The sequence below is a fragment of the Acinetobacter sp. WCHAc060006 genome (genome assembly GCF_004209135.1).
GTDB classification, from domain to species: domain Bacteria; phylum Pseudomonadota; class Gammaproteobacteria; order Pseudomonadales; family Moraxellaceae; genus Acinetobacter; species Acinetobacter cumulans.
In genome coordinates, this window is sequence record NZ_SGSS01000004.1 from 94,808 (window position 1) to 115,140 (window position 20,333).

The 20,333-nt window shown below is 37.5% G+C and carries 23 protein-coding genes; 13 read left to right on the forward strand and 10 right to left on the reverse strand.

The window, feature by feature from the left end; all coding sequences use genetic code 11:
* Window positions 1-45 precede the first annotated feature (45 nt).
* The 5 genes from EXE29_RS03970 to EXE29_RS03990 are packed head-to-tail and all read left to right on the forward strand — an operon-like array spanning window position 46 to window position 3,626.
* Window positions 46-672, forward strand: a complete 627-nt coding sequence (locus tag EXE29_RS03970; protein WP_227865774.1) for a 2'-5' RNA ligase family protein — start codon at window positions 46-48, stop codon at window positions 670-672.
* A complete protein-coding gene (gene cobU / locus EXE29_RS03975) occupies window positions 669-1,193 on the forward strand; it encodes a bifunctional adenosylcobinamide kinase/adenosylcobinamide-phosphate guanylyltransferase (protein WP_106984979.1) in 525 nt (174 codons plus the stop codon). Before EXE29_RS03970 ends, cobU begins: the two co-directional genes overlap by 4 nt.
* Window positions 1,190-2,242, forward strand: a complete 1,053-nt coding sequence (gene cobT, locus EXE29_RS03980) for a nicotinate-nucleotide--dimethylbenzimidazole phosphoribosyltransferase (protein ID WP_117006732.1) — start codon at window positions 1,190-1,192, stop codon at window positions 2,240-2,242. The genes cobU and cobT overlap by 4 nt, the downstream gene beginning before the upstream one ends.
* Window positions 2,242-2,874 carry a histidine phosphatase family protein gene (locus EXE29_RS03985; RefSeq protein ID WP_410159308.1) on the forward strand — a complete coding sequence of 211 codons (633 nt, stop codon included), beginning with the start codon at window positions 2,242-2,244 and terminating at the stop codon, window positions 2,872-2,874. The genes cobT and EXE29_RS03985 overlap by 1 nt, the downstream gene beginning before the upstream one ends.
* Window positions 2,875-2,879: 5 nt before the next feature.
* Window positions 2,880-3,626: an adenosylcobinamide-GDP ribazoletransferase gene (locus EXE29_RS03990; RefSeq protein ID WP_120363958.1), complete on the forward strand. Its 747-nt coding sequence runs from the start codon at window positions 2,880-2,882 to the stop codon at window positions 3,624-3,626.
* Window positions 3,627-3,719: 93 nt separating this feature from the next.
* Here EXE29_RS03990 and EXE29_RS03995 read toward each other — a convergent pair whose 3' ends face one another.
* Window positions 3,720-4,943, reverse strand: coding sequence for an OmpP1/FadL family transporter (locus tag EXE29_RS03995; RefSeq protein WP_120363957.1), 1,224 nt, complete (start codon window positions 4,941-4,943; stop codon window positions 3,720-3,722).
* 345 nt (window positions 4,944-5,288) lie between these two features.
* Here EXE29_RS03995 and EXE29_RS04000 point away from each other — a divergent pair, with 345 nt between their 5' ends.
* A complete protein-coding gene (locus EXE29_RS04000; protein ID WP_106984983.1) occupies window positions 5,289-5,771 on the forward strand; it encodes a winged helix-turn-helix transcriptional regulator in 483 nt (160 codons plus the stop codon).
* 47 nt (window positions 5,772-5,818) lie between these two features.
* On the opposite strand, the gene EXE29_RS04005 is transcribed toward EXE29_RS04000, so the two are convergent.
* The 4 genes from EXE29_RS04005 to tusD are packed head-to-tail and all read right to left on the reverse strand — an operon-like array spanning window position 5,819 to window position 7,203.
* Complete coding sequence (locus EXE29_RS04005) at window positions 5,819-6,130, reverse strand: TusE/DsrC/DsvC family sulfur relay protein (RefSeq protein ID WP_106984984.1); 312 nt, start codon at window positions 6,128-6,130, stop codon at window positions 5,819-5,821.
* 13 nt (window positions 6,131-6,143) lie between these two features.
* Entirely contained in the window at window positions 6,144-6,428 is a 285-nt protein-coding gene (locus EXE29_RS04010; protein ID WP_117006735.1) for a hypothetical protein, read from the reverse strand.
* A gap of 11 nt (window positions 6,429-6,439) precedes the next feature.
* Entirely contained in the window at window positions 6,440-6,790 is a 351-nt protein-coding gene (locus EXE29_RS04015; protein WP_106984986.1) for a hypothetical protein, read from the reverse strand.
* A 44-nt stretch (window positions 6,791-6,834) separates the two neighbouring features.
* Window positions 6,835-7,203, reverse strand: coding sequence for a sulfurtransferase complex subunit TusD (gene tusD, locus EXE29_RS04020; RefSeq protein ID WP_117006736.1), 369 nt, complete (start codon window positions 7,201-7,203; stop codon window positions 6,835-6,837).
* A gap of 2,080 nt (window positions 7,204-9,283) precedes the next feature.
* Between tusD and EXE29_RS04025 the strand changes: the two genes are divergently transcribed.
* The 5 genes from EXE29_RS04025 to EXE29_RS04045 all read left to right on the forward strand — a co-directional run bounded on the left by EXE29_RS04025 (window position 9,284) and on the right by EXE29_RS04045 (window position 12,973).
* Complete coding sequence (locus EXE29_RS04025) at window positions 9,284-10,291, forward strand: NAD-dependent epimerase/dehydratase family protein (protein WP_106984989.1); 1,008 nt, start codon at window positions 9,284-9,286, stop codon at window positions 10,289-10,291.
* Window positions 10,292-10,497: 206 nt separating this feature from the next.
* Complete coding sequence (fumC, locus tag EXE29_RS04030) at window positions 10,498-11,892, forward strand: class II fumarate hydratase (protein WP_120363956.1); 1,395 nt, start codon at window positions 10,498-10,500, stop codon at window positions 11,890-11,892.
* 210 nt (window positions 11,893-12,102) lie between these two features.
* Complete coding sequence (locus tag EXE29_RS04035; protein ID WP_120363955.1) at window positions 12,103-12,318, forward strand: hypothetical protein; 216 nt, start codon at window positions 12,103-12,105, stop codon at window positions 12,316-12,318.
* A gap of 233 nt (window positions 12,319-12,551) precedes the next feature.
* A complete protein-coding gene (locus EXE29_RS04040) occupies window positions 12,552-12,764 on the forward strand; it encodes a DUF4177 domain-containing protein (RefSeq protein ID WP_106984992.1) in 213 nt (70 codons plus the stop codon).
* Window positions 12,761-12,973, forward strand: a complete 213-nt coding sequence (locus EXE29_RS04045; RefSeq protein WP_106984993.1) for a hypothetical protein — start codon at window positions 12,761-12,763, stop codon at window positions 12,971-12,973. Before EXE29_RS04040 ends, EXE29_RS04045 begins: the two co-directional genes overlap by 4 nt.
* A 115-nt stretch (window positions 12,974-13,088) precedes the next feature.
* Here EXE29_RS04045 and EXE29_RS04050 read toward each other — a convergent pair whose 3' ends face one another.
* The gene (locus EXE29_RS04050) at window positions 13,089-13,955 is read right to left on the reverse strand and encodes an alpha/beta hydrolase family protein (RefSeq protein ID WP_120363954.1); all 867 of its coding nucleotides are present in this window, start codon (window positions 13,953-13,955) and stop codon (window positions 13,089-13,091) included.
* Between the two features lie 121 nt (window positions 13,956-14,076).
* On the opposite strand from EXE29_RS04050, the gene EXE29_RS04055 reads away from it, so the two are divergent.
* Window positions 14,077-14,541, forward strand: a complete 465-nt coding sequence (locus EXE29_RS04055; protein ID WP_120363953.1) for a hypothetical protein — start codon at window positions 14,077-14,079, stop codon at window positions 14,539-14,541.
* A gap of 107 nt (window positions 14,542-14,648) precedes the next feature.
* Here the strand turns inward: EXE29_RS04055 and EXE29_RS04060 are convergent, their stop codons facing one another.
* Window positions 14,649-14,894 carry a hypothetical protein gene (locus EXE29_RS04060; RefSeq protein WP_106984995.1) on the reverse strand — a complete coding sequence of 82 codons (246 nt, stop codon included), beginning with the start codon at window positions 14,892-14,894 and terminating at the stop codon, window positions 14,649-14,651.
* Between the two features lie 684 nt (window positions 14,895-15,578).
* Window positions 15,579-16,871, reverse strand: a complete 1,293-nt coding sequence (gene brnQ / locus EXE29_RS04065) for a branched-chain amino acid transport system II carrier protein (RefSeq protein WP_106984996.1) — start codon at window positions 16,869-16,871, stop codon at window positions 15,579-15,581.
* Window positions 16,872-17,230: 359 nt separating this feature from the next.
* Between brnQ and map the strand changes: the two genes are divergently transcribed.
* Window positions 17,231-18,025, forward strand: a complete 795-nt coding sequence (map, locus tag EXE29_RS04070) for a type I methionyl aminopeptidase (RefSeq protein ID WP_106984997.1) — start codon at window positions 17,231-17,233, stop codon at window positions 18,023-18,025.
* 341 nt (window positions 18,026-18,366) lie between these two features.
* On the opposite strand, the gene EXE29_RS04075 is transcribed toward map, so the two are convergent.
* Together EXE29_RS04075 and EXE29_RS04080 are read right to left on the reverse strand one after the other, a co-directional pair.
* A complete protein-coding gene (locus EXE29_RS04075) occupies window positions 18,367-19,266 on the reverse strand; it encodes a LysR substrate-binding domain-containing protein (RefSeq protein ID WP_106984998.1) in 900 nt (299 codons plus the stop codon).
* Between the two features lie 150 nt (window positions 19,267-19,416).
* Window positions 19,417-20,328 carry an alpha/beta fold hydrolase gene (locus tag EXE29_RS04080; RefSeq protein WP_120363952.1) on the reverse strand — a complete coding sequence of 304 codons (912 nt, stop codon included), beginning with the start codon at window positions 20,326-20,328 and terminating at the stop codon, window positions 19,417-19,419.
* Between the last annotated feature and the right edge of the window lie 5 nt (window positions 20,329-20,333).

Sequence of the window (20,333 nt, forward strand, 5' to 3'; positions counted from 1 at the left end):
TAAACATGGTTAAAGTAAGTCACCAATTTTTATTGTGAATTGTCTGTGTTTCTCCAGCCGAATATGCCTGTCATTGCGACGCTACAACAAGATTATCCTGAATGGCATTTAGGGCGCACAGAGTTTTCATTATGGTATCTTGAAATACATGCCCCAGCGCTTTTGGCGTATTTATCACAATTACGTCAGCAATTTGCCGATATATTATTACAACCCAATACGCGCCAATTTCATATTACGCTATATATTTGTGGGTTTTGGAACGCTCAGCACAGTGCGAGTGATAATTTTAGCGTACAACAATTACAAGAACATCAGCACCAATTACAACAATTGAAATTACAGAAATTTCGACTCAAAACTAGCCATATCAACAGCTTTGAAAGCGCATTATTTGTAGAAATTGAAGACCCAGATCAGGTCCTAACACAAATCCGGCAGGCGCTGAATCTCTGCTCTAATGAAATCGCACCTTTAGATTATTGTCCACATATTACTTTAGGTCTGTATGGGCATCAGTTAAATAGCAATGAAGTTTTAGCGCGAGTAGCAGAAGTGCCAAAGCAAAGCTTTGAATTTGAGGTGGATGCCTTAACATTTGGTACCTATCATGCCCAGCAATTACAAGCTGAGTTAATGGCTCAACACTATTTTCACTTAGGTTCTCTATGATTCAATTGATATTGGGTGGTGCACGCTCGGGTAAAAGCCGTCTAGCTGAACGTACTGCACAGCAAGCAAATAAAAGTGTGACTTATATAGCGACTGCGCAAGCATGGGATGATGAAATGGCTGAGCGTATTGCACATCATCAAGCACAGCGACCTTCAACTTGGCGGGTAGTTGAAGAGCCTTTGCAGTTGGCGGCTTGTTTGCAAACATTAGATCAAGCTGGACAAGTTATTTTGGTCGATTGTTTGACTTTATGGATGAGTAATTTGCTCATGCAAGATGAGCAAACGCAATGCCAAGTAGTCGAATGTCAAAAGTTATTAGATGTGCTACCGACCTTAAAATCGGACATTATTTTGGTGAGTAATGAAACCGGACTTGGTGTTGTGCCGATGGGGCAAATCAGCCGTAAGTTTGTTGATGAAACAGGGCGTTTGCACCAGCAATTGGGCCAAATTGCAGATAAAGTTGTATTTTGTGTGGCAGGTTTTCCCATGATTTTAAAAGGAGATAAAGAATGAGTTGGTGGTTAAGTGCATGTAAAGTGCCTAGTGAAAATGCAAAACAACAAGCAGAAGCAAGGCAGCTTCAATTAACCAAACCTACAGGTTCTTTATCTGAATTAGAACGCACGGCAGTGTTATTGGCAACGCTTCAAGATACAGCACAACCATCTATAGAACGACCATGGATTTGTATATTTGCAGGTGATCATGGCGTGATGGAAGAAAATATTTCAGCCTATCCACAAGCCGTTACTCGCCAAATGCTACAAAACTTCACATCTGGTGGCGCCTGCATTAGCGTGATTGCTAAAGAATACAATGCCAATTTACAGGTGATTGATTGTGGTTCTGTGGGTGAGGCTTACGACTATGCAGGAGTAGAGCGCCACTGCATTATGCAAGGCACGGCAAATTTTGCACATCAAGCTGCCATGACAGAAGAGCAGTGCGAACAGGCCATGCAATTGGGCTATCTGAGTGCCGAAAAAGCCTTTGCTACGCAGGCGTCTATTTATGTCGCGGGTGAGATGGGTATTGGGAATACGTGTTCTGCATCTGCTGTGGCGTGTTTTTTATTAAATGAATCTGCAGAAAAACTCACAGGTGTAGGCACAGGAATTCGTGCAGAGCAATTGGCGCATAAAAAACACGTGATCGATCAAGCTTTGGCATTACATCAAGAATATGTACAACAGGATGCATTTAAAGCTTTGGCTGCAGTGGGTGGCTTAGAAATTGCTGCGATGACAGGTGCATATATTCGTTGTGCACAATTAGGTCTGCCTATTGTCGTTGATGGCTTTATTAGTACAGTTTCGGCATTGGTTGCAGTACGTTTAAATCCACAAGTGCGTGAATGGATGCTATTTGGCCATCAATCTGCCGAATATGGCCACCGCCGTTTATTAGAGGAATTACAAGCTGAACCGTTATTAAAACTGAATTTACGTTTGGGTGAAGGCAGTGGTGCAGGTGCAGCACTTGGCCTAATTAAGCTGGCGTGCAGTTTGCATAATAACATGGCCACATTTGCAGAAGCTGCTGTCATCGGTGATAAGGTCTAATGTCAAGTCAGTCTGACATTGCAACTGATGTGCTGCATTTAGATGTGATGCGTCATGGTGAAACTGAGTTGAGCCACACTTTACGTGGCTCAACCGATGATGCGTTGACTGAAAATGGCTGGCAGCAGATGCAGCAAACACTACGCAATGCGATTGAGACGGGGCAAAGTTGGGATGTTGTTTTCAGCTCACCGCTACAGCGTTGTCAGCGTTTTGCACAGTCTGTTGCAAGGCAACTCAATTTAGATGTGCATTGCTTAGCACAATTGCAAGAAATGCATTTTGGCGACTGGGAAGGGCAAAGCACGCAGTTTTTATATGAAACTGTGCCTGATCAGCTGGAAAAATTTTGGTTGCAACCGACTGAATTTAGCCCGCCCAATGCAGAAACTTTGGCACAATTTGATGCACGTGTGACTCAAGCAATCGTGCAGATGATGGCTTATATGCAAGAAAACAAGCTCAAAAAGGCCTTGGTGATTAGCCATGGTGGCATCATTAAACTACTCAAATGTAAAGCGCTCAAGCTACCGATGAATGATTTATTGAAGATGACTGCAGAATTAGCACAGCTCAATCATTTTTGTGGTAGACGTGCTACAGATTTGATGTATCTGCACATCGAGGAGTAGCCCTTATGATGCCATTTTGGATTGCACTCCAATTTCTGACCACATTTCCCGTACAGCTGAAAGCCATGCCAAGCAAACAGCAAAATGGGCAGTCGGTATTATTTTATCCGCTAATTGGATTTATCATTGGGGCAATACTCTGTGCTGTAGCCCTATTATTACAGGTTATTCCTGCCATATTATCGGCAAGTCTTATTTTAGTATTGTGGATCTGGCTAACAGGTGGCTTACATTTAGACGGATTGGCCGATACTGCCGATGCATGGGTGGGTGGCTTTGGTGATGCAGAACGTACACTGAAAATTATGAAAGACCCTGCATGCGGGCCGATTGGTGTACTCAGCTTAATCATTATTTGCCTATTAAAATGGTCTGCGCTGTACTTATTAATCCAAAAGCAACTATATAGTGCTTTGCTACTATTTCCAGTTTTAGGCCGTTTGGCGCCGATGTTTTTGTTTTTAAGCACAGACTATGTACGCGAAAAAGGCTTGGGTAGCTCAATGGCTTCATATATCCCTAAAAAGCTAGCCATTACTATTATGGTCTTGCTTGTGCTGTCATCCTTATATTTTTCAGTTTTAGGTCTTGTTGCTGTTTTAGTCACAGCTTTTAGTTTGCTTTATTTGCGTCGTAAATTTAAGCAACGTATTGGTGGCATTACGGGGGATACTGTAGGCGCGAGCATTGAAATCTGTGAATGTGTCAGTCTATTGGCTTTCGTGTTGGGGAGCTATTATCTACTGACATAACGTTTAAAGCTAAGTAGGGCAAATTTATTCTGCATATATTAAAAAAGCCTCTGATGAACAGAGGCTTTTTTTTGACACAAAACTTAAGCTTGATTAGAAGTTATAGCCAATATTTAGACCATAACCTACAGCATGGTTATTGCTAAAACGGCCAGCTTCAGTATGTGCACCTGTGACCGCATCTGCATCACCTAACCAGAAGTATTTAACACCTGCACCAATAAAGTAATTTTTTGCAGGGTTATAACGTACCCCTGTACCTACAGACCAGTAACCTTCAGTTGGTCCAAGAGTAGTTACAGGATTACCTGCGCCAGAATCCCAACCTACAGAAAGGTTTGCACCCCATTTATCGTTAAACTTACGGCCTACACCTGCATTCACAGAAATTTGATCGTCTTTATAGTCAATAAGATTGTAGCCATTTGGTTTACCAACCAGCGGGCCTGTGGCTTGGCTCACTTGACCTAATTTAAAAGGACGTACAACAAAATTAGACCAGTTCACCCAGCGAATATTTGCAAAGGCAATGGTGTTGGCCATAATCCCTGTTTGCAAGTCTAAGTTAACTGACTGTGGTGTAGAAAAGGTAAAAGTATCAATAGGGTTAGTACTTAAATTGAGTAAACCGGCTGTCTCGTAAGGTTTTAATGCAATACGTGCATAATTAATTTGCTCTTTCGCATCAATTTTATGTTCGACTTCAGAGCGATAGGTTAAAGATGCTTTTAAGGCAATTTCAGGAATTTGATAAGCAACACCTGCTAGCCAGCCCCATGAATAGTCATTTCCTGTTTCTAAGTTATAGCCATCTAAAACAGAAAATAATGAGCCACGTAATTTCACATCACCATTTACAGACTGGTAAACAGGGCCAGCATAGAGGTTCCAGTTTTCATTAGGCTGATAGCCCATAAGCAAAGATAGACTTTGTGTTTTAACGGTAACTTCTGTACCACCAGAAATACCTAATGGTGCAACATTCGCGCCAGAGACAAACGCATTTTTGCCTTCATATTTGGCATCTGCACCATAAGGTTGGTCGTACAACAAACCTAAAGAAATATGATCTGTAGCTTGAACTTTTAAGGCTGCAGTTGGGAAATAATAATCACCCGCCATATCATTGGCAGCCTTCCCATTTTTGTCCTGCCCCGAAACAGAAGGATCAAGCACGGAAATACCAGCTTCAAAGTAATTACCTGGCTGTAAAAAGGCAGAAATAGATTGACCAGAACGGTCTAAACCACCTGCAAAAGCCATAGGGCTAACACATGCACTGAGTAAAATGGCAGATTGAAGCGTTGTAAGTTTCATAGCAGACAGGTCAGGGAGATGACGATGTAGAAAAAAATTGATGGAAAAATAACATAATATTAAAAAAAGTACAGATGTATATAAAATAATAATTAATCAAAATGTGAATAAAAATAAAACTTTTATGTTTATATTTATTTGTTTTATATGTGTTTTTATAAAAACACAGCAGTCCTTCTGTAATAGGCTGTTTGTTCTAAAAATACACATGTATACAAAATAGCTGAATTTCAACCTTATAATGACAAGATGTATTGCCATGCACAATCATGCTATAAAATAATGGTATGCATACCAACAGTATGCATACGCGTATAAGACTTAAGTTGCTAAGGGTTCAAATTCATGAAATGGGAAGAAATTGGTAATCAACCTTGTTCCATCGCTAGGGCATTATCAGTTCTGGGCGACCGCTGGACTTTACTGATTATTCGCAATTCATTTTTGGGCATGCATCGATTTGATGATTTTCAAGAAAATCTAGGTTTAACTCGCCATGTACTTTCTGACCGTTTAAAGCGTTTGGTTGAGCATCAAATTTTAGTAAAAACGCCGTATATGGATCGGCAGGAGCGTTTTGAATATCGACTTACTGAAAAAGGCTTAGAGCTTTATCCACTCTTAATGGCCATGAATACGTGGGCTGATAAATGGATGGATGAAGGGTTAGGCTCACCGGTTCAGTACGTCCATAAGCGTTGTGGGCAGGTTTTTAAACCGATGATGGTCTGTTCAGAATGTGGTGAGCTACTACATGCGAAACAGGTCAAAGCAGTATTTACGGAAGCATATTATACAAAGCTGAATCAGCTCAATCAGGTTGTATAAAAGCGCCAATTGGCGCTTTTGGGAAAGGTAAAATTAACGGTACGAGACTATAGGCAATTTGCAGGTTTGGGTACACCCGCTAAACGGCTAAGATGTCGTGCCACTAAGCCAGTATTAAACTTTTCTTGCAAGATTGCATTATTAATGTCTGGACTCACGGTTTTCATCAGAAATTTGATGAGTGGGCGTGTTGCAGGAGAATGCCCAAATTGTTGGTAAAATTGACGCACAGCTTGCAAAACTTCAAAGTGCCAAGCCGTCAATTCTAAATCTAAAGATTTAGCCAGCTCTTGTGCAACCTGTTCATTCCAAATGCTGTAATCGACTAAATGGCCATCTTGGTCCAAGGCTAAATTCATTTTAAATAACCACTTATTTTAAGGTTACCACACGGGTATATTGAAGGCATAGTGTTGCAAATTGAGCGTAGTTCAATACAGCTAAATGCTCCAAAGCGCTATCAGCTGGTATTAATGCTTTCTCGGTGTCTAAAATCGCACATGAAAAATTTGCTAGCGTGGGCTGTGCCACATGCATGACAGCATCACCCATTAGTACCACACGATCTGTTGATGTTGCCATTTGTTGCAATTTTTCTAATACGGAGAGCGAATTCGCGTAGCTGGATTGAACTAAAAATAATGTAGATGTATTCATTGCATTATTCCTTACCAATACAAAACATGGTCAAATTGCTGAATGAGCGTTGCATTGAGTTCAACAAACTCAAGCTCTTGTTCTGTTGTTTGTACCCAACGTTGGCTTTGGTTTTTAGTTTCAACTAAAACTGGTGTTAAGTCGTAAAATTCAAAGCTTTCCACCATATTGGATGCAACTTTAAATGCATGCTTTATTTGATTAAATTCTATATCTGAAGCCAGTAAACTTAAGGCAGCATCTTGTAATAGTACTTTGACTTCACAGCCAAAAGTAGCCAAAACCATCGTTGCAGAAAGGCTTTCATGCACCTGCAAACTACTTAAGTTGGCTTGGGTTAATATAACGAGTACTTTTTTCACACGATAAACCTTTTATATACAGCAAATTAAGCCAGTAACATTCATTAAAATTGAATTAAACGCTCTGAAGACTGAACTGCATCTGCGAGTTCACCTAATCCAACCAACTCAAAACCTTCAGCCAAATTGTAATGCTGAATATGATGACGCTTGGCATTTTCTTCATCACTAATGCCACGTGCAAGTGCTGCACTTACACACACAGGTAAGCGAATTTCGAGCTTTTGCCATTCTTTAGTTAAATTACGTTGGTCATCGGGCACCCATTGCAATGTATTAGCAACAGCGACACCATCTTGATAGAAAAAAACTCGAAAAGCTTCATTTTTCAAATGTAATGCTTGTGCTAAACCTAAAGCATGCCATGCATGTATAGATGTTGGAGAGGAGGTAATTAGTAATAAGGTACTCATACTTTCACTGCAAAAATTAGTTGCAACAGCAACTGAATTTAGACGTTAGAAGAAAAAGGCATTATACAATAATTTCAGGTGCCATAATTTTAATGATCTCGTTATAGGCTAGATTAAATTATCCTGTCTTTTAAGAATGAATATTTTAAATGCTAAGAGATCAACTCAATGATTGGATAATCACTCAAAACACATTACAGACAATTTACTATTGGTGCTCCTTAAATCGATTCTCGTATACAACTTTAGTCAATTGTTTTTAGTTGCGCCTAATAGTCAACTTGCTTAATGCTCAATTAAGTAGCTCATAAAATAACGGGTGAAAAAAATAAAATTCTTCATCAAAAATGATGGTTTAGTATGACCTAAGAAATTTGTGCCGAGCTTGATCATGAAAAATTAAACTATTTTATTGTTGCTTAAGGGAACCGCAGCTTGAGCATTTCTCAAATGTATTGTGTAGAAGTATAAGGAGCTATTTAAAGTCATGAATCAACTCAATATAAAGATATATTTGACCAGTGTTAAACCATGGAAAAGAACATAAAATCTTCGCTATAAACTGCTGTAGTTTCTAATTAATCTTTAAGGTGTTTTAGTTTGGCTTGCTTATCTTGAAGCAGTTTTTTTTAATAAAATATTGTATTTAGAGTAGAGGTAGTGTGCCAATTTATTCAACTGATAGTTAGATGGATTTTATATGAGTAATTACTCTAAATAATTACTTAAGAAACCTGAATTATTGTTAAAAATACTTAATAAATAATAGTTTAGATATAATTTTTTGTTGTATTAATATTTGGTTGTGTTAGTTTTTTGTTGAACATAATAAGATGAAACTTCGATGATTTACTCAACCCCCAAGTTAGTAGTTGAACAAATATATAACTTTGTAGCTGAATTTGACGGGATAGATACCAAAAGTCGATTTATGCAACTTTCCATTTTTTTTTAACGCACTTCATGAAGGCGTAGAGTCAGGTTTTCAGGCACATAGATCATTAGAATTTCAAGGTATATTTAACAACATTGAAAAAAGTATTTTTGCAAATGCAGCACCTGAATTTTTTGATAAGAAAAATTTTTTAGAGTGGGTTGTAAGAGAAATAAAAACCGAACCTTAGAAGAAGCAAAAAATTATGTCGTAGAGGCCAAGTGCTATTTTTTGTATTGAATAGGGTTTATTCAAAAGTCAAAAAATGATCATGAGTTGGTACTTAAATGACCAATGAAAGTCCTTTCTCCCTTTGGAATGAAGAGCAAGCTCCGCAAAAGGATGAGGGGTTTTAAGTATAAAAAACCTCTCCCTTTCGAATCAGTACTTCCAATTTTTTAAAGGAGAGGGAACTTACATCATGAATGTTCATAGTTCAAAAATGACTTATTAAAGAAGTCTAATGTATTTAAAATAGATAAAGCATACATAGAATTAGAATTTTGGATTACTGATATGGTATGAGTAAAATTTAAAATACTAGTTTAGAGTACGCCATGCACTCCTTAATAGAACTACAATCAATGCAATGAGCATATATAAAAGATATTCCCCAACCCCAGATGCTTGATCAAGTCTGTAATGATAGACAATAAAGAGTAGAATGAGAATTCCAATGATATGAAGCATTGTGATTTATAAAATTTTAATAAGTATCAAAAATATAATAAGTATTGGGTTAAGAAAATGCAAAAATTTAGTGGTCATGATCACAGATAAATTTTAAGCATAGTTGAATTTTATTTAAAAGACTGGGTTAAAGTTTCTTTGTTGGTAGTATAAGCACATGATTAAAATAAAAAATGTATGAGAAAGATTGATTGATTTAGTAAAAATTAGACTGCTTTTTTAGGTGTGTTTTTATAATTCTGGCTATATTCAACATACAGTTGGTATTCATAACAACAACAAATGACTTTTTTTTAAACAGTAATATATAACTATAATTTTCTTGAATATTCGCCAGCTCAAGAGAAATTGTGAGCTGGCTTATTTGGTTTAGAGATCTGTGGATCTGTTACACAGAGCATCAAAATAATTCAAATAAAACATAGCTTACTGATTCAGAAGTGGAGTTGATAAAGAATGATTTTAGTCACGGGTGGTTTAGGCTTTATAGGCTCACATATTGCTTTAAGTCTTTTAGCGCAAGGACAAGAAGTCATTATTGTTGATAATTTATCGAATGCGAATTTACAAATTTTAGAGCGCTTGGAATTTATTTCTGGCATGTATGTGCCCTTTGTTAAAATTGATATCCGCAATACACCTGCCTTAAATAAAGTGTTTGAGCAGTATTCTGTGAGTGCTGTAGTTCATGCTGCTGGGTTTAAGTCACTCGAAGAATCTGTGCTTAAACCTCTGGAATACTATAACGATAATGTAAGCTGTATTATGAGTTTAATGCGTGCTATGCAACGCACAGGCGTACGTACTTTAGTACATTTATCAAGCTTAGCTGTATATGGTAAATCCTCTGCGCAACTAAAAGAGGATATGGATTTTCACTATGCGTATCCAAATCCCTATATTAAATCGCAGCAAATGGTTGAAGAAATTATACGTGATACCGCTCGTACAGACAGTGAATGGAAAATTGCGATATTGCGCTTATCGAATATTGCAGGTGCCTTAGAGCAAGGTATTTTAGGTGAGTTTGTAATGCCTTTACCTAAAAATATTGTGCCTTTAGCGATGCAAGCTGGTGCCATGCAACGTGATTTTATTGAGCTACGTAAACATGCTAATACAGATGATAAAACCAATGAGCGAAGCTTTTTACACGTTTTAGATGCCTGCCATGCGATTAGTAAAAGCTTGGAATGGCTGAGCCAACAGCAACAGGTATGTGAAGCCTTTAATATTGCGGGTGAGTTAATATCTATCCAAAAACTATTAGATGAAATTGCAGAAGTGACACAAACCACCATTCAAACAGTGGAGTCGAGTTACTATCCAAATGAAGAGTTAGACCGTTTAGGTGCAGATATAAGTAAAGCAGAAGCAGTATTAGGCTGGAAACCCGTGCGAAATTTGCAGCAAATGCTTAAAGATGAGTGGAATTTTTATCAGCAAATTCTACGTGGGCAATAACGTTAATTCCCCTACGTTAAAAACATGAAATGAATATGGTGATGTGACATATATTTTTACGATCAAGAGGATTGTAAAAAGCGCGATAATTGATATTGATTCTTATTTACAATTGTTTGGGAATTTCATACACTCAAATCAGCCATAGCAAAGTATTGTTTAATTAGCTAAAGCTAAGGTCTTAAACAAGGAAATAGGGTTGTAACATGCAAACACGTATTGAACATGACACGATGGGTGAGGTTGAAGTACCAAGCGAAGCAATGTGGGGAGCGCAAACACAGCGTAGCCTACAAAATTTTAAAATTGGTGCAGAACACTTACCTCGACCAATGATTCGTGCGATGGGATTGGTAAAAAAAGCAGCGGCATTAACCAATGCAGAGTTGAATCAAATTCCACAGGACTTGGCACAATATATTGTGGGTGCAGCTGAAGAAGTGATGGCTGGGCAGTGGGATTCACAATTCCCTTTAGTAGTTTGGCAAACAGGTTCTGGCACGCAAAGTAATATGAACTGCAATGAAGTTATTGCGAATATTGCGAATCAAAAGCTGGGGAATCCATTAGGTTCACAAAAGCCAGTTCATCCAAACGATCATGTGAATCGTGCACAATCAACAAATGACTCATTCCCAACCGCCATTCATGTAGCAGCAAGTTTACAAATCAATGAACTCCTTATTCCTGCAGTCACTCAATTACGCAACACCTTGCAGGCAAAATCTGAAGAATTTGCAGATATTGTAAAAATTGGCCGTACACATTTACAAGACGCGACACCACTGACATTGGGTCAAGAGTTTAGTGGCTATGTGTCACAGTTAGACCATGGATTAAAACGTTTACATCAAGCTCTAGAAGGTTTGTACGAATTACCATTAGGTGGCACAGCTGTAGGTACAGGCTTAAATGCGCATCCAGATTATGCCGTGAAAGCTGCAGAGCAATTGGCAAGTTTAACGGGTTTGGCATTTGTGACTGCGCCAAATAAATTTGAGGCATTAGCAGGGCGAGATGCTGCCGTTTTTGCATCAGGTGCCTTAAAAACATTAGCAGCCAGTTTAAATAAAATTGCCAATGATGTTCGTTGGTTAGCAAGTGGCCCTCGCTGTGGTTTTGGTGAGTTGAGAATTCCTGAAAATGAACCTGGTTCAAGCATTATGCCAGGTAAAGTAAACCCAACTCAAAGTGAGGCAATGACTATGGTTGTCGCACAAGTAATGGGGAATGACACCACAATAAATATTGCAGGTGCTTCAGGTAACTTTGAATTAAACGTGTTTATGCCTGTTATTGCATTTAATTTATTACAATCTATTCAGTTGTTGGGTGATGCTTGTAATAGCTTTAATGACCATTGTGCAGTAGGGATTGAGCCAAACCGAGAAAAAATTGATCATTTCTTACATGATTCACTTATGTTAGTCACGGCTTTAAACCCAGTTATTGGTTATGAAAATGCAGCTAAAGTGGCTAAAACGGCTTATAAAGAAGGTAAAACTTTAAAGCAAATTGCAGTTGAGTTAGGACTTGTGTCTGAACAACAGTTTGATGAAGTTGTACGACCAGAACAAATGGTTTCACCTAATACTCAATAAGTGCAGAAGGCTTTTAGCCTGTATAAGAAAATCCACGTATAACCACTGATAATTGATCGTTTAGGTCTTTTATTGGTGGTTTTTTTATGCGATGAGTTTTTGATTTAATCACCATCAGCAATTGATCCAGAAAAGGCAGGCAATTGCTTTACAGTTAAATGGATACACTGTTTAATCTGCTGAAATGTTTATTTAAAATTTGATGTAAAAATGCCTAAACAAACTCGATTTCTCTGCATAGGTGGATTTCTGGATGGAACTCAAGTAAAAGACCAAGGTGAAAGCTTTACTTGTGTAGAAAATGGTAAGTCAATTACTTACTTTAAAAAAGAAATTTTTAACCAAGATGCATGGGATCATGACTACTATGTGTGTGAAACCACAACAGATACGCAAGCGCGTAACTGGGTTTTTGATATTCAATAATTCTATATTTGTTAAATTTTAGATACTAAAAAGCCCCTATGGTTAAGGGGCTAGTCGTATCACTCGCGTGATACTCATATAAGGCTCATCTCATACTGCGTATATTAAAGCATATATTTCAAAAAATTACAGCTTATAAAACTACTTTGCTGTGTTGCTCACTCATTACATGCTATATATAATGATATCGCATATTTAATGCATGACATTAATTGAATATAAGATAATATAAAATGAAAGAATATAAAGTTGTTATTTATCAGGAAGGTATGCTGGGCTCTTTGCTTTTAGGCTCTTCAAAGGTTGATCCTGTAAAGTTTACAAATTTTTTAAACCAAAATGCACAACAAGGTTGGGCTGTCATTACTATGGAAAAAGACATCCGTCGCATGTTGCTGTTTTGGAAACGTGAGGCTTATGTTGTCATACTGGAGCGTGAGCGATGAAATATGGTGTTTTTAGTGCATTAATCATTTCTGTCTTGTGGGGCATTTTGGCCATTGCTCAACTGTGGTTTTCGCCATTAAGTTCTGAAATATTTACTAAAGTAACCATTTCAGCGGGTATTTTAGTCGCGATTATTGTACTGAGCACTATTGTAATCCGTGAATTCCTTACAGATCAAAAGCTAAGAAAAGATGGATTTATAGATTAATTTGGTTTGTGCATCTGCTCTACAAAGTCCATTTAAATAATTAAATGGACTTTTTTTGAGTCATTATATTGTGTATTTCATTTCGACATGAAGGCTCAGGTTTTGCGTTGATGCCTTACGAAGCTATTAATAATTGCTTAGCGATCACAGGCCAAAGGTTTTGATGCGACTTTTTAAACATCAGCATGTGACCAATCATTTTATGATTATAGCTGGCTGGTTTAAGCTCAATCATATCGGTATGGGCATTTGGGTAGAGGCGGAGTAAGTCTCTTACATTGGCTTCCGTGGCAATTTCATCATCAGATGACCAAAGTACTGTAATTGGAGTATGTACTTTTGAGTGAAAGTCTTCATGAATGGTTTTGCCGACAGCATTTAGAATATAACCAGGCTTTGAACAGAATTGTGCCCATTCAAGCGCAACATCTTTGGGTAAGTTTTCACCCATGCCAATTGCATTGGTTGGGCCATAGCCTAAGGTTAAACGAGCAAGTGGAAAAATACCTTTAAACATTATTGGTGCAAGTATTTTTGTGCGTCCTTTTAAGCCTTTGATATGACCACTTGAGCCAGACACCGCAACAACTTTGGCCACTTTATGATGGTTGGCATTAACCCCCATAAGCTGACCACCCGCACTATGACCGAGTAAATAGACCTGTTGAGCATGGGTTTTATTTAACAGCACATCTATCGCGGCAGGAATATCTAATTCACCCCATTGAACGATACTGGCTGTTGAGTCCTTGAGTTGACCGTGTAGTGATTCGCCAATGCCTCTAAAATCGAATACCATGACATCAAAACCTTGTTCGCTCAACCATGTCGCAAAGCTATGATAAAACTGTTTGGTAATACCTGTAGCTGGGCAGATTAAAACTGGTAAATTTTGCTTTTCTTTGTTGGTATGTGCATAAAAACGTGCAGCCAATTGATAGCCATCTTTACATACAATAGGAAGTGCTTCAAATTCAGACATGATGAAGGTATTTATAAAAAACAAGTCATGATTTAATTTACACGAGTTCTAAAAAGAAACTTGCTAAAAGAGTGACTTTAAAGTCAGTTGGAAGACCATAAAGTAAAATAAGGAAAATTAAATGGATCATTTATTAATACCAGTTTCAGTGCAATGCGCCATTGTATTTAGTGGGCTGTTTTTATGGGTAGGCATGCTTACTGGTGTATGGAAGTATTGGCAAATCCGTCATTCGATACAGGCTAGAGCGCACTATTATGTAGATATCGCGCATCGTAGTAGTTTGTTATATGCACCTGCGTCGCTTATTTTGGCTGTGTTGGCCTATTTTTCGCAGTTCCCTGAGTGGGTGAATTTGCTATGCGTTTGGGTTAATTTAGTTTTTTTTAGTTTCTCTATTTTAAGTTACATCTTACACGGGGTTTTACAGGACACCACAAATCAATTTAAAACGCCTCATCGTTTAGGCTCAAAATGGACTGTGCCGACTTGGTGCATGAGTTTGGCTATGTTATTGCTGGTGATAGGGGAATTGGGGGCAACTTTATTATTAATTTTAGGTACGCTTATGCGCTTTCTCAGCTGAACTTATGTGTTTAAAGGGGATGGTGGGAATGAAATATTTTAGGGAAAGATATTGTTTTTATTATTTGTATATTTTGATTGAAGATGGATGACGGAGTCATCCACCTTTCAATCTTTGAAATATTGAGAAGAAGTATTACGACGGTATTTTTGGTCTACAACAGCCCAAACAAAAAAAGCACACGAGACGATAATTGCATACATGAAATATTCTGGCTTTAAGTTGCCATGAATCATCCCTTGTATTAATAACGTCAACATGAGGGCAAAAGTTGTGCTGACAAACGTCACCATGTTCTTATTTGCCTTTAGAGCGTTAATGAAGAATTGCTTGTTGAAATGTATAGATAACATCTCCATCCCTCCTTTTTTGTTGTTGGTACTAAAACCTTAATGTTTTAGTCTGGATTTCAATTACAGTTTTACTGTGATTTTGAGTGTATTTCAAGCACTAATGTCATTATTTTGTCATATTGACATGTTAAGTCATGAAATTTGTGTATGTGGTGGAATTGTTTAAATATCCAACAGTGTTTAGCACATGCATTTAAAAAAAATAAGTACTTTAACGAAGTTGAATATTTCCAAAGACCTGCAGTTTTGCATGGTTTAAAACAGTGCAAAATAGCGGGGTTATAGCTTAATAAAGCAAAATATGGACCAGTTTTGTAGGTCGTAGATTGAATGGATTAAGAGATCGCTTAAACTTGAAATAATATTCAAAATGAAGAAAGTCAGGCAGTGTATCAAAGTTAAAAATAAATAAGTACGTGTTTTTGTTCGGCTTATGTTGTACTAAAGTGTCGTTATTCGTGGTGTTTCGTTATCAATAAGTTTGGTTTGATGCATTAGTCAGTTGGTGCATCACAGCATGAAGCATAGAAATGATGCTAGATAAGCCTGAGTCAAAGATAACATTGCAGAAGTGTATGGGAAGACGAATAAAAGCATATTTGGATAAAATATGACATTTATAGGTCATTGTTAAAATCTAATTTTGGGTAAAAATTTGATTTTATTCCATTAAAGTAAGAAAGCTTAGTTTTTTACTTTATCAATCACAAATGCAATGATAAGAACAATGACTGATGGGATTAGCCATGCAAGATTCTGTTCATTTAAAGGTAGATTTTGTAGAAAAGCAGGTAGTTGTTCTGAGAAGCCAGCAACTTTAATACCATCAACAATACCAAATAAGAATGCTACGCCAGTTACAGGAGCAATAATTCGAGAAGGATTGTTGAAAAATTTACCACAGAAACTTAATAAAATAACGGCAATTGCAGGTGGGTAAATTGCACTTAATACTGGTACAGACACCGCAATTAACTTAGTTAAACCTAAGTTTGAAATGACTAATGAAAAGCCAATCAAAATTAATACAAATACTTTATATGGAATTTTAGTTAATTCTGAAAAGTATTCAGCACATGCACAAGTTAGGCCAATAGCAGTTACCATACATGCAATAAAGATCATTGCAGAAAGGAAATAAGCACCCATATCACCAAAAGCGTGTTGAACGTATGCATGCAGGATCACTGCACCATTTGTTGCATTTGGAGCGATATCATGGCTACTCATGCCTAATTTAAATAAGCTAATGTAGACGAGTGTTAGACCAATACCTGAGATAATGCTAGCAATAACGGCATATTTGGTAATCAGTTTGCTATCCGACACACCGCGTGATGTGATGGCTTTAACAATTACAATACCAAAAACTAAAGCACCTAAAGTGTCCATGGTTAAATAACCATTCACAATCCCTTCAGATACAGGGCTTGCTACATAGTTACCTACCGCAGGCGGGATGATGCCAGCTGGAATAAAGAATGCAGAAACACCTAAAACCACTAAACCTAAAATTTTAAGCGGTGAAAGGAAATAGCCCACAGTGTCCAAAATTTTATTTGGATACAAAGAAACAATGGTCACTAAAGCAAAATAAATGATGCTATAAATCATCAAAGTATTTGAAGAGTTGCCAAAGTAAGCGGAGAAACCAATTTCATAAGAAACAGTTGCAGTACGTGGTGTTGCAAATAAAGGCCCTACTGCTAAGTAACAAACAACAGTCAGTAAAATACTGGCTGCTTTACCTAGGGGAGAACTTAAAATTTGAATCGAACCATTTACACGAGATAAAGCAATAATAGTGATTACAGGTAGGCCAACGGCTGTGATTAAAAAACCAAAAGCGGCTAACCATACATGTTCACCGGCTTGCTGTGCCACAATCGGTGGAAAGATAATGTTACCAGCGCCAATAAATAGGGCAAAGGTCATAAAACCTAAGGCAACAATATCTCTAGTACGGAGATTTGTCATAAGTAAAAGGGAGATGGGCTAGCCAATAGAAGTCGGTAATTTTAAAGCAGGTAAAATTTGATTTGCAAAATATTTTATTTTATTGATGAATATTTTTTATAATATCCAATATTAATATATTGAAAGATCAAATGTTGTTTAATTTATCCGTTTGATTGCGTGAAATATATTTAAAAATAAGAGAAATTAAGCAGACTTGAATATTGTTTAAAAAAAATTAATGCCCTATGTATTTTTTGTTTATAAAACAGGCAATTTTAGCGTTACTTGCTATGGATTGACAGTTCAAAACCATGTATTAAAAACAAAATGCTGTAAAAAGGTCTATACTCTATTGTATCGAATTTGAGGATGATGTAATGAAAGCTTCCAGTATCACGATTAAAACCGAGCAGGATTTAGAAAAATTACGTATTTCAGGACGTTTAGCTGCGCAAGTTTTAGCAATGATTGGGGAGCATGTGAAGCCAGGCGTAACAACAGAGTATTTAGATGACCTGTGTAACGATTTCATTGTAAATACTTTAAAGGTTATTCCTGCCAATGTTGGCTATTATGGCTATACCAAAACAACCTGTATTTCTCCAAATGAAATGGTGTGTCATGGTATTCCATCTGCTGAAACGATCTTAAAAGACGGCGATATTATTAATATTGATGTTGCGATTATTAAAGATGGCTATTTTGGTGACACCAGCCGAATGTACTATGTAGGTCAAATTAAACCTGAAGCAAAACGCTTGGTCGAAACGACATACGAAGCGATGGTTGCTGGTATTCATGCTGTTAAAGCTGGTGCAACATTGGGCGACGTAGGTTATGCCATTCAATCTGTTGCACACCGTGAAGGTTATTCTGTGGTGCGTGAGTATTGCGGTCATGGTATTGGTAAGGTTTACCATGAGCAACCAAGTGTGTTGCATTATGGTCAGCAAGGCCAAGGTGTAGTGCTTAAAACAGGTATGGTGTTTACGATTGAACCTATGATTAATGCCGGTAAAGCCAGAACCAAAGAGCTTAAAGATGGCTGGGGTGTGGTGACGGCAGATAAATCATTGTCTGCACAGTGGGAACACATGGTTGCAGTAACTGATGATGGATTTGAATTGTTGTCTCCATGGCCTGAAGGTTATGGAACATATCCAGAAATCTAAGTATCTCATAGGCTTAACAATAGTGGCAGTTATGTATAAATTTTAGACTTTGGTCTAAAATTTATACTGAAATACTACTTTAATAGATATTAGCGATAAATCTTTTTTAAAAATTAATTTAAAAACAAAGAGATCAGTTTTGTTCCAAGTCTTTTTTAGTGTTAAAAAGGATTTATTGTTGTGTGTATTTTGGTCTATTATTGTTTTAAGAAATTAGCTGTAGTTTCTGATTTCAAGCTTACCCTACACATAGGGTAAGCTTTTTTTTTGCGCTGAACTTTATCAATGCTTGCTACAAAGTAAATAAAGTACCCGAGTAATTTATTCATATATAGCGATGATTAGTGTTTGCTAAGTTGAGCAACTAAATAATCAATAAATACACGTACAGCTGGTAATAAGCCCCTACGTGAAGGGTAAACTACATGAAATGTACCGTGTGGCGCTTTCCAAGTAGGCAGTACTCGTACCAATGCACCCGAGTTTAAATGTGTTTTTACAACACTGTCAGGCAATAAAGCAATACCACAATCTTGTCGAGCAAGCTCGGCCAACATACTGAGATCTGAGCCTAATACTGTCGGATTAACCCGAATTTTAATTTGTTGGTTTTCTTCATTGTGGAGCACAATATTTTGATCCAAATGCTCATCTGACATACTTAAAATATGATGTTGTGATAATTCGCTTGGGTGTTTTAAGTTGCCGTGTTCATTTAAATAAGCTTGGCTGGCAAAGAGATGTTGCTCAATGGTTTCAAATTTGCGTAAGACCAAGTTGGGATCATCGTCTAAGTTATCTCGTACGCGTAAGGCCAAATCAAAACCTTCATTAATAATATCCACCCGACGGTTTGTCACAATCATTTGAACTTTAATTTCAGGATATTTTTTTAAAAACTTAGGCAATATGCGCGCGATTTCATTTTGTGCAATGGAAACTGGGGTACTTAACTTAATGACACCACGTGGTTCTGTACTTAAATGATCAACTAGGTCATGGGCAGCTTGTGCTGCATTCATCATGACTTGGGCATGACGATATATGTTCATGCCAATATCAGTCACTGCAAAATGCCGTGAGCTACGTTGAATCAGTCGAACCCCTAAGCGTTCTTCAAGGTTGTATACACGTCGACTGAGTTTAGATTTTGGAATATCTGTGGCACGTTCTGCTGCACTAAAACCGCCATGTTCGACCACTTGGGCAAAACAATAAAAATCATCCAAATCACTCAGCATTTATATATTTCCATTTATGCAACAATTTAGACTATTAAAAATGATCGTTGCAAAAAAAGTCAATTGCATTTTGGCAAAGTTTACAAAGAGCTTATCTCAGCTTTATTTCTTATGCTGTAAATATGTTGATTAGGTAAATAATGGATTAGACTAAGCATCATGCGCATGTAAAAACCGCCCAATTTCAGAGGCAAATTTTAGAGGTTCACTTAAGAGCGGTGTATGCCCGGATTTTTTAAAAATGACTTGTTGTGCTTGTGGTATGGTGTTTGCAATTTGCTGTTGACCTTCGGCTGGGTAGAGCTTTGATTCGGCACCAATAAAAAAAGTCACAGGGCACGTGAGTTGTGTCAGTGCTTCTCGGTAATCTTCTTTATGCTCAAGATAATTATGTATATACCAAGACAAATAATCTAAGCGTTGTATGGGTAATACGTGTGCTTGCAAGCGTGGATATTTCAGGGTTTGCTTAATTAAAAAGGGTGCAATTTTGCTACCAGCTTGTAAATCTATAAATGCTAACCAACTGTTTAATAGGTGTTGACGGTCTGCACTCTTTAAATCATGCATGGCTTTGGCATCAGGGTTTGCTTTAAGCACCTGTGAGATTTGCTGTAAAATTTCGATAAACTGTGTATGTTTTTCGCCAAATAACCCAAAAGGCCAACTTTGATCAGCGCTTATTTTGGGTGTTTGATCAATATGTAAATATTGCTGAATAGAGCGGTGGAATTGACCATATTGCATGCCATGCATGGCTGTTGTTGCACCCATAGAATAGGCAATTACTTTAAACTGAGGCAGATTAAGCTGTTGAAGCAATGCTTCAATATCTCGCCAATGACTACTAATGGCATCTAAATGAGGGATTTTGCATTGTTTAGAGCCACCAAAACCACGCCAATCTGGAATAATAAATTCAAATTTCTTGTGGTGTGGATATAAAAAAGGATGCCATTGCCAACATTGCATGCCTAAGCCTGATAACACCAACACAGGTTCACCTTGGCCATAGCGTCTTACAAACAGCTGTTCTCCATCTGGCATGTGATAATAGGGCATATTTT

Coding starts and splice junctions, on each gene's coding strand:
- EXE29_RS04050 (WP_120363954.1), bottom strand. CDS start 13,955: ATGTCTGAATTTGAAGCACTTCCTATTGTATGTAAAGATGGCTATCAA.
- EXE29_RS04025 (WP_106984989.1), top strand. CDS start 9,284: ATGATTTTAGTCACGGGTGGTTTAGGCTTTATAGGCTCACATATTGCT.
- EXE29_RS04000 (WP_106984983.1), top strand. CDS start 5,289: ATGAAATGGGAAGAAATTGGTAATCAACCTTGTTCCATCGCTAGGGCA.
- EXE29_RS03990 (WP_120363958.1), top strand. CDS start 2,880: ATGATGCCATTTTGGATTGCACTCCAATTTCTGACCACATTTCCCGTA.
- cobT (WP_117006732.1), top strand. CDS start 1,190: ATGAGTTGGTGGTTAAGTGCATGTAAAGTGCCTAGTGAAAATGCAAAA.
- brnQ (WP_106984996.1), bottom strand. CDS start 16,871: ATGACAAATCTCCGTACTAGAGATATTGTTGCCTTAGGTTTTATGACC.
- EXE29_RS03985 (WP_410159308.1), top strand. CDS start 2,242: ATGTCAAGTCAGTCTGACATTGCAACTGATGTGCTGCATTTAGATGTG.
- EXE29_RS04055 (WP_120363953.1), top strand. CDS start 14,077: ATGGATCATTTATTAATACCAGTTTCAGTGCAATGCGCCATTGTATTT.
- EXE29_RS04035 (WP_120363955.1), top strand. CDS start 12,103: ATGCCTAAACAAACTCGATTTCTCTGCATAGGTGGATTTCTGGATGGA.
- map (WP_106984997.1), top strand. CDS start 17,231: ATGAAAGCTTCCAGTATCACGATTAAAACCGAGCAGGATTTAGAAAAA.
- EXE29_RS04040 (WP_106984992.1), top strand. CDS start 12,552: ATGAAAGAATATAAAGTTGTTATTTATCAGGAAGGTATGCTGGGCTCT.
- EXE29_RS04075 (WP_106984998.1), bottom strand. CDS start 19,266: ATGCTGAGTGATTTGGATGATTTTTATTGTTTTGCCCAAGTGGTCGAA.
- fumC (WP_120363956.1), top strand. CDS start 10,498: ATGCAAACACGTATTGAACATGACACGATGGGTGAGGTTGAAGTACCA.
- EXE29_RS03995 (WP_120363957.1), bottom strand. CDS start 4,943: ATGAAACTTACAACGCTTCAATCTGCCATTTTACTCAGTGCATGTGTT.
- tusD (WP_117006736.1), bottom strand. CDS start 7,203: ATGAGTACCTTATTACTAATTACCTCCTCTCCAACATCTATACATGCA.
- EXE29_RS04045 (WP_106984993.1), top strand. CDS start 12,761: ATGAAATATGGTGTTTTTAGTGCATTAATCATTTCTGTCTTGTGGGGC.
- EXE29_RS04005 (WP_106984984.1), bottom strand. CDS start 6,130: ATGAATTTAGCCTTGGACCAAGATGGCCATTTAGTCGATTACAGCATT.
- EXE29_RS04060 (WP_106984995.1), bottom strand. CDS start 14,894: ATGTTATCTATACATTTCAACAAGCAATTCTTCATTAACGCTCTAAAG.
- EXE29_RS04080 (WP_120363952.1), bottom strand. CDS start 20,328: ATGCCCTATTATCACATGCCAGATGGAGAACAGCTGTTTGTAAGACGC.
- cobU (WP_106984979.1), top strand. CDS start 669: ATGATTCAATTGATATTGGGTGGTGCACGCTCGGGTAAAAGCCGTCTA.
- EXE29_RS04010 (WP_117006735.1), bottom strand. CDS start 6,428: ATGAATACATCTACATTATTTTTAGTTCAATCCAGCTACGCGAATTCG.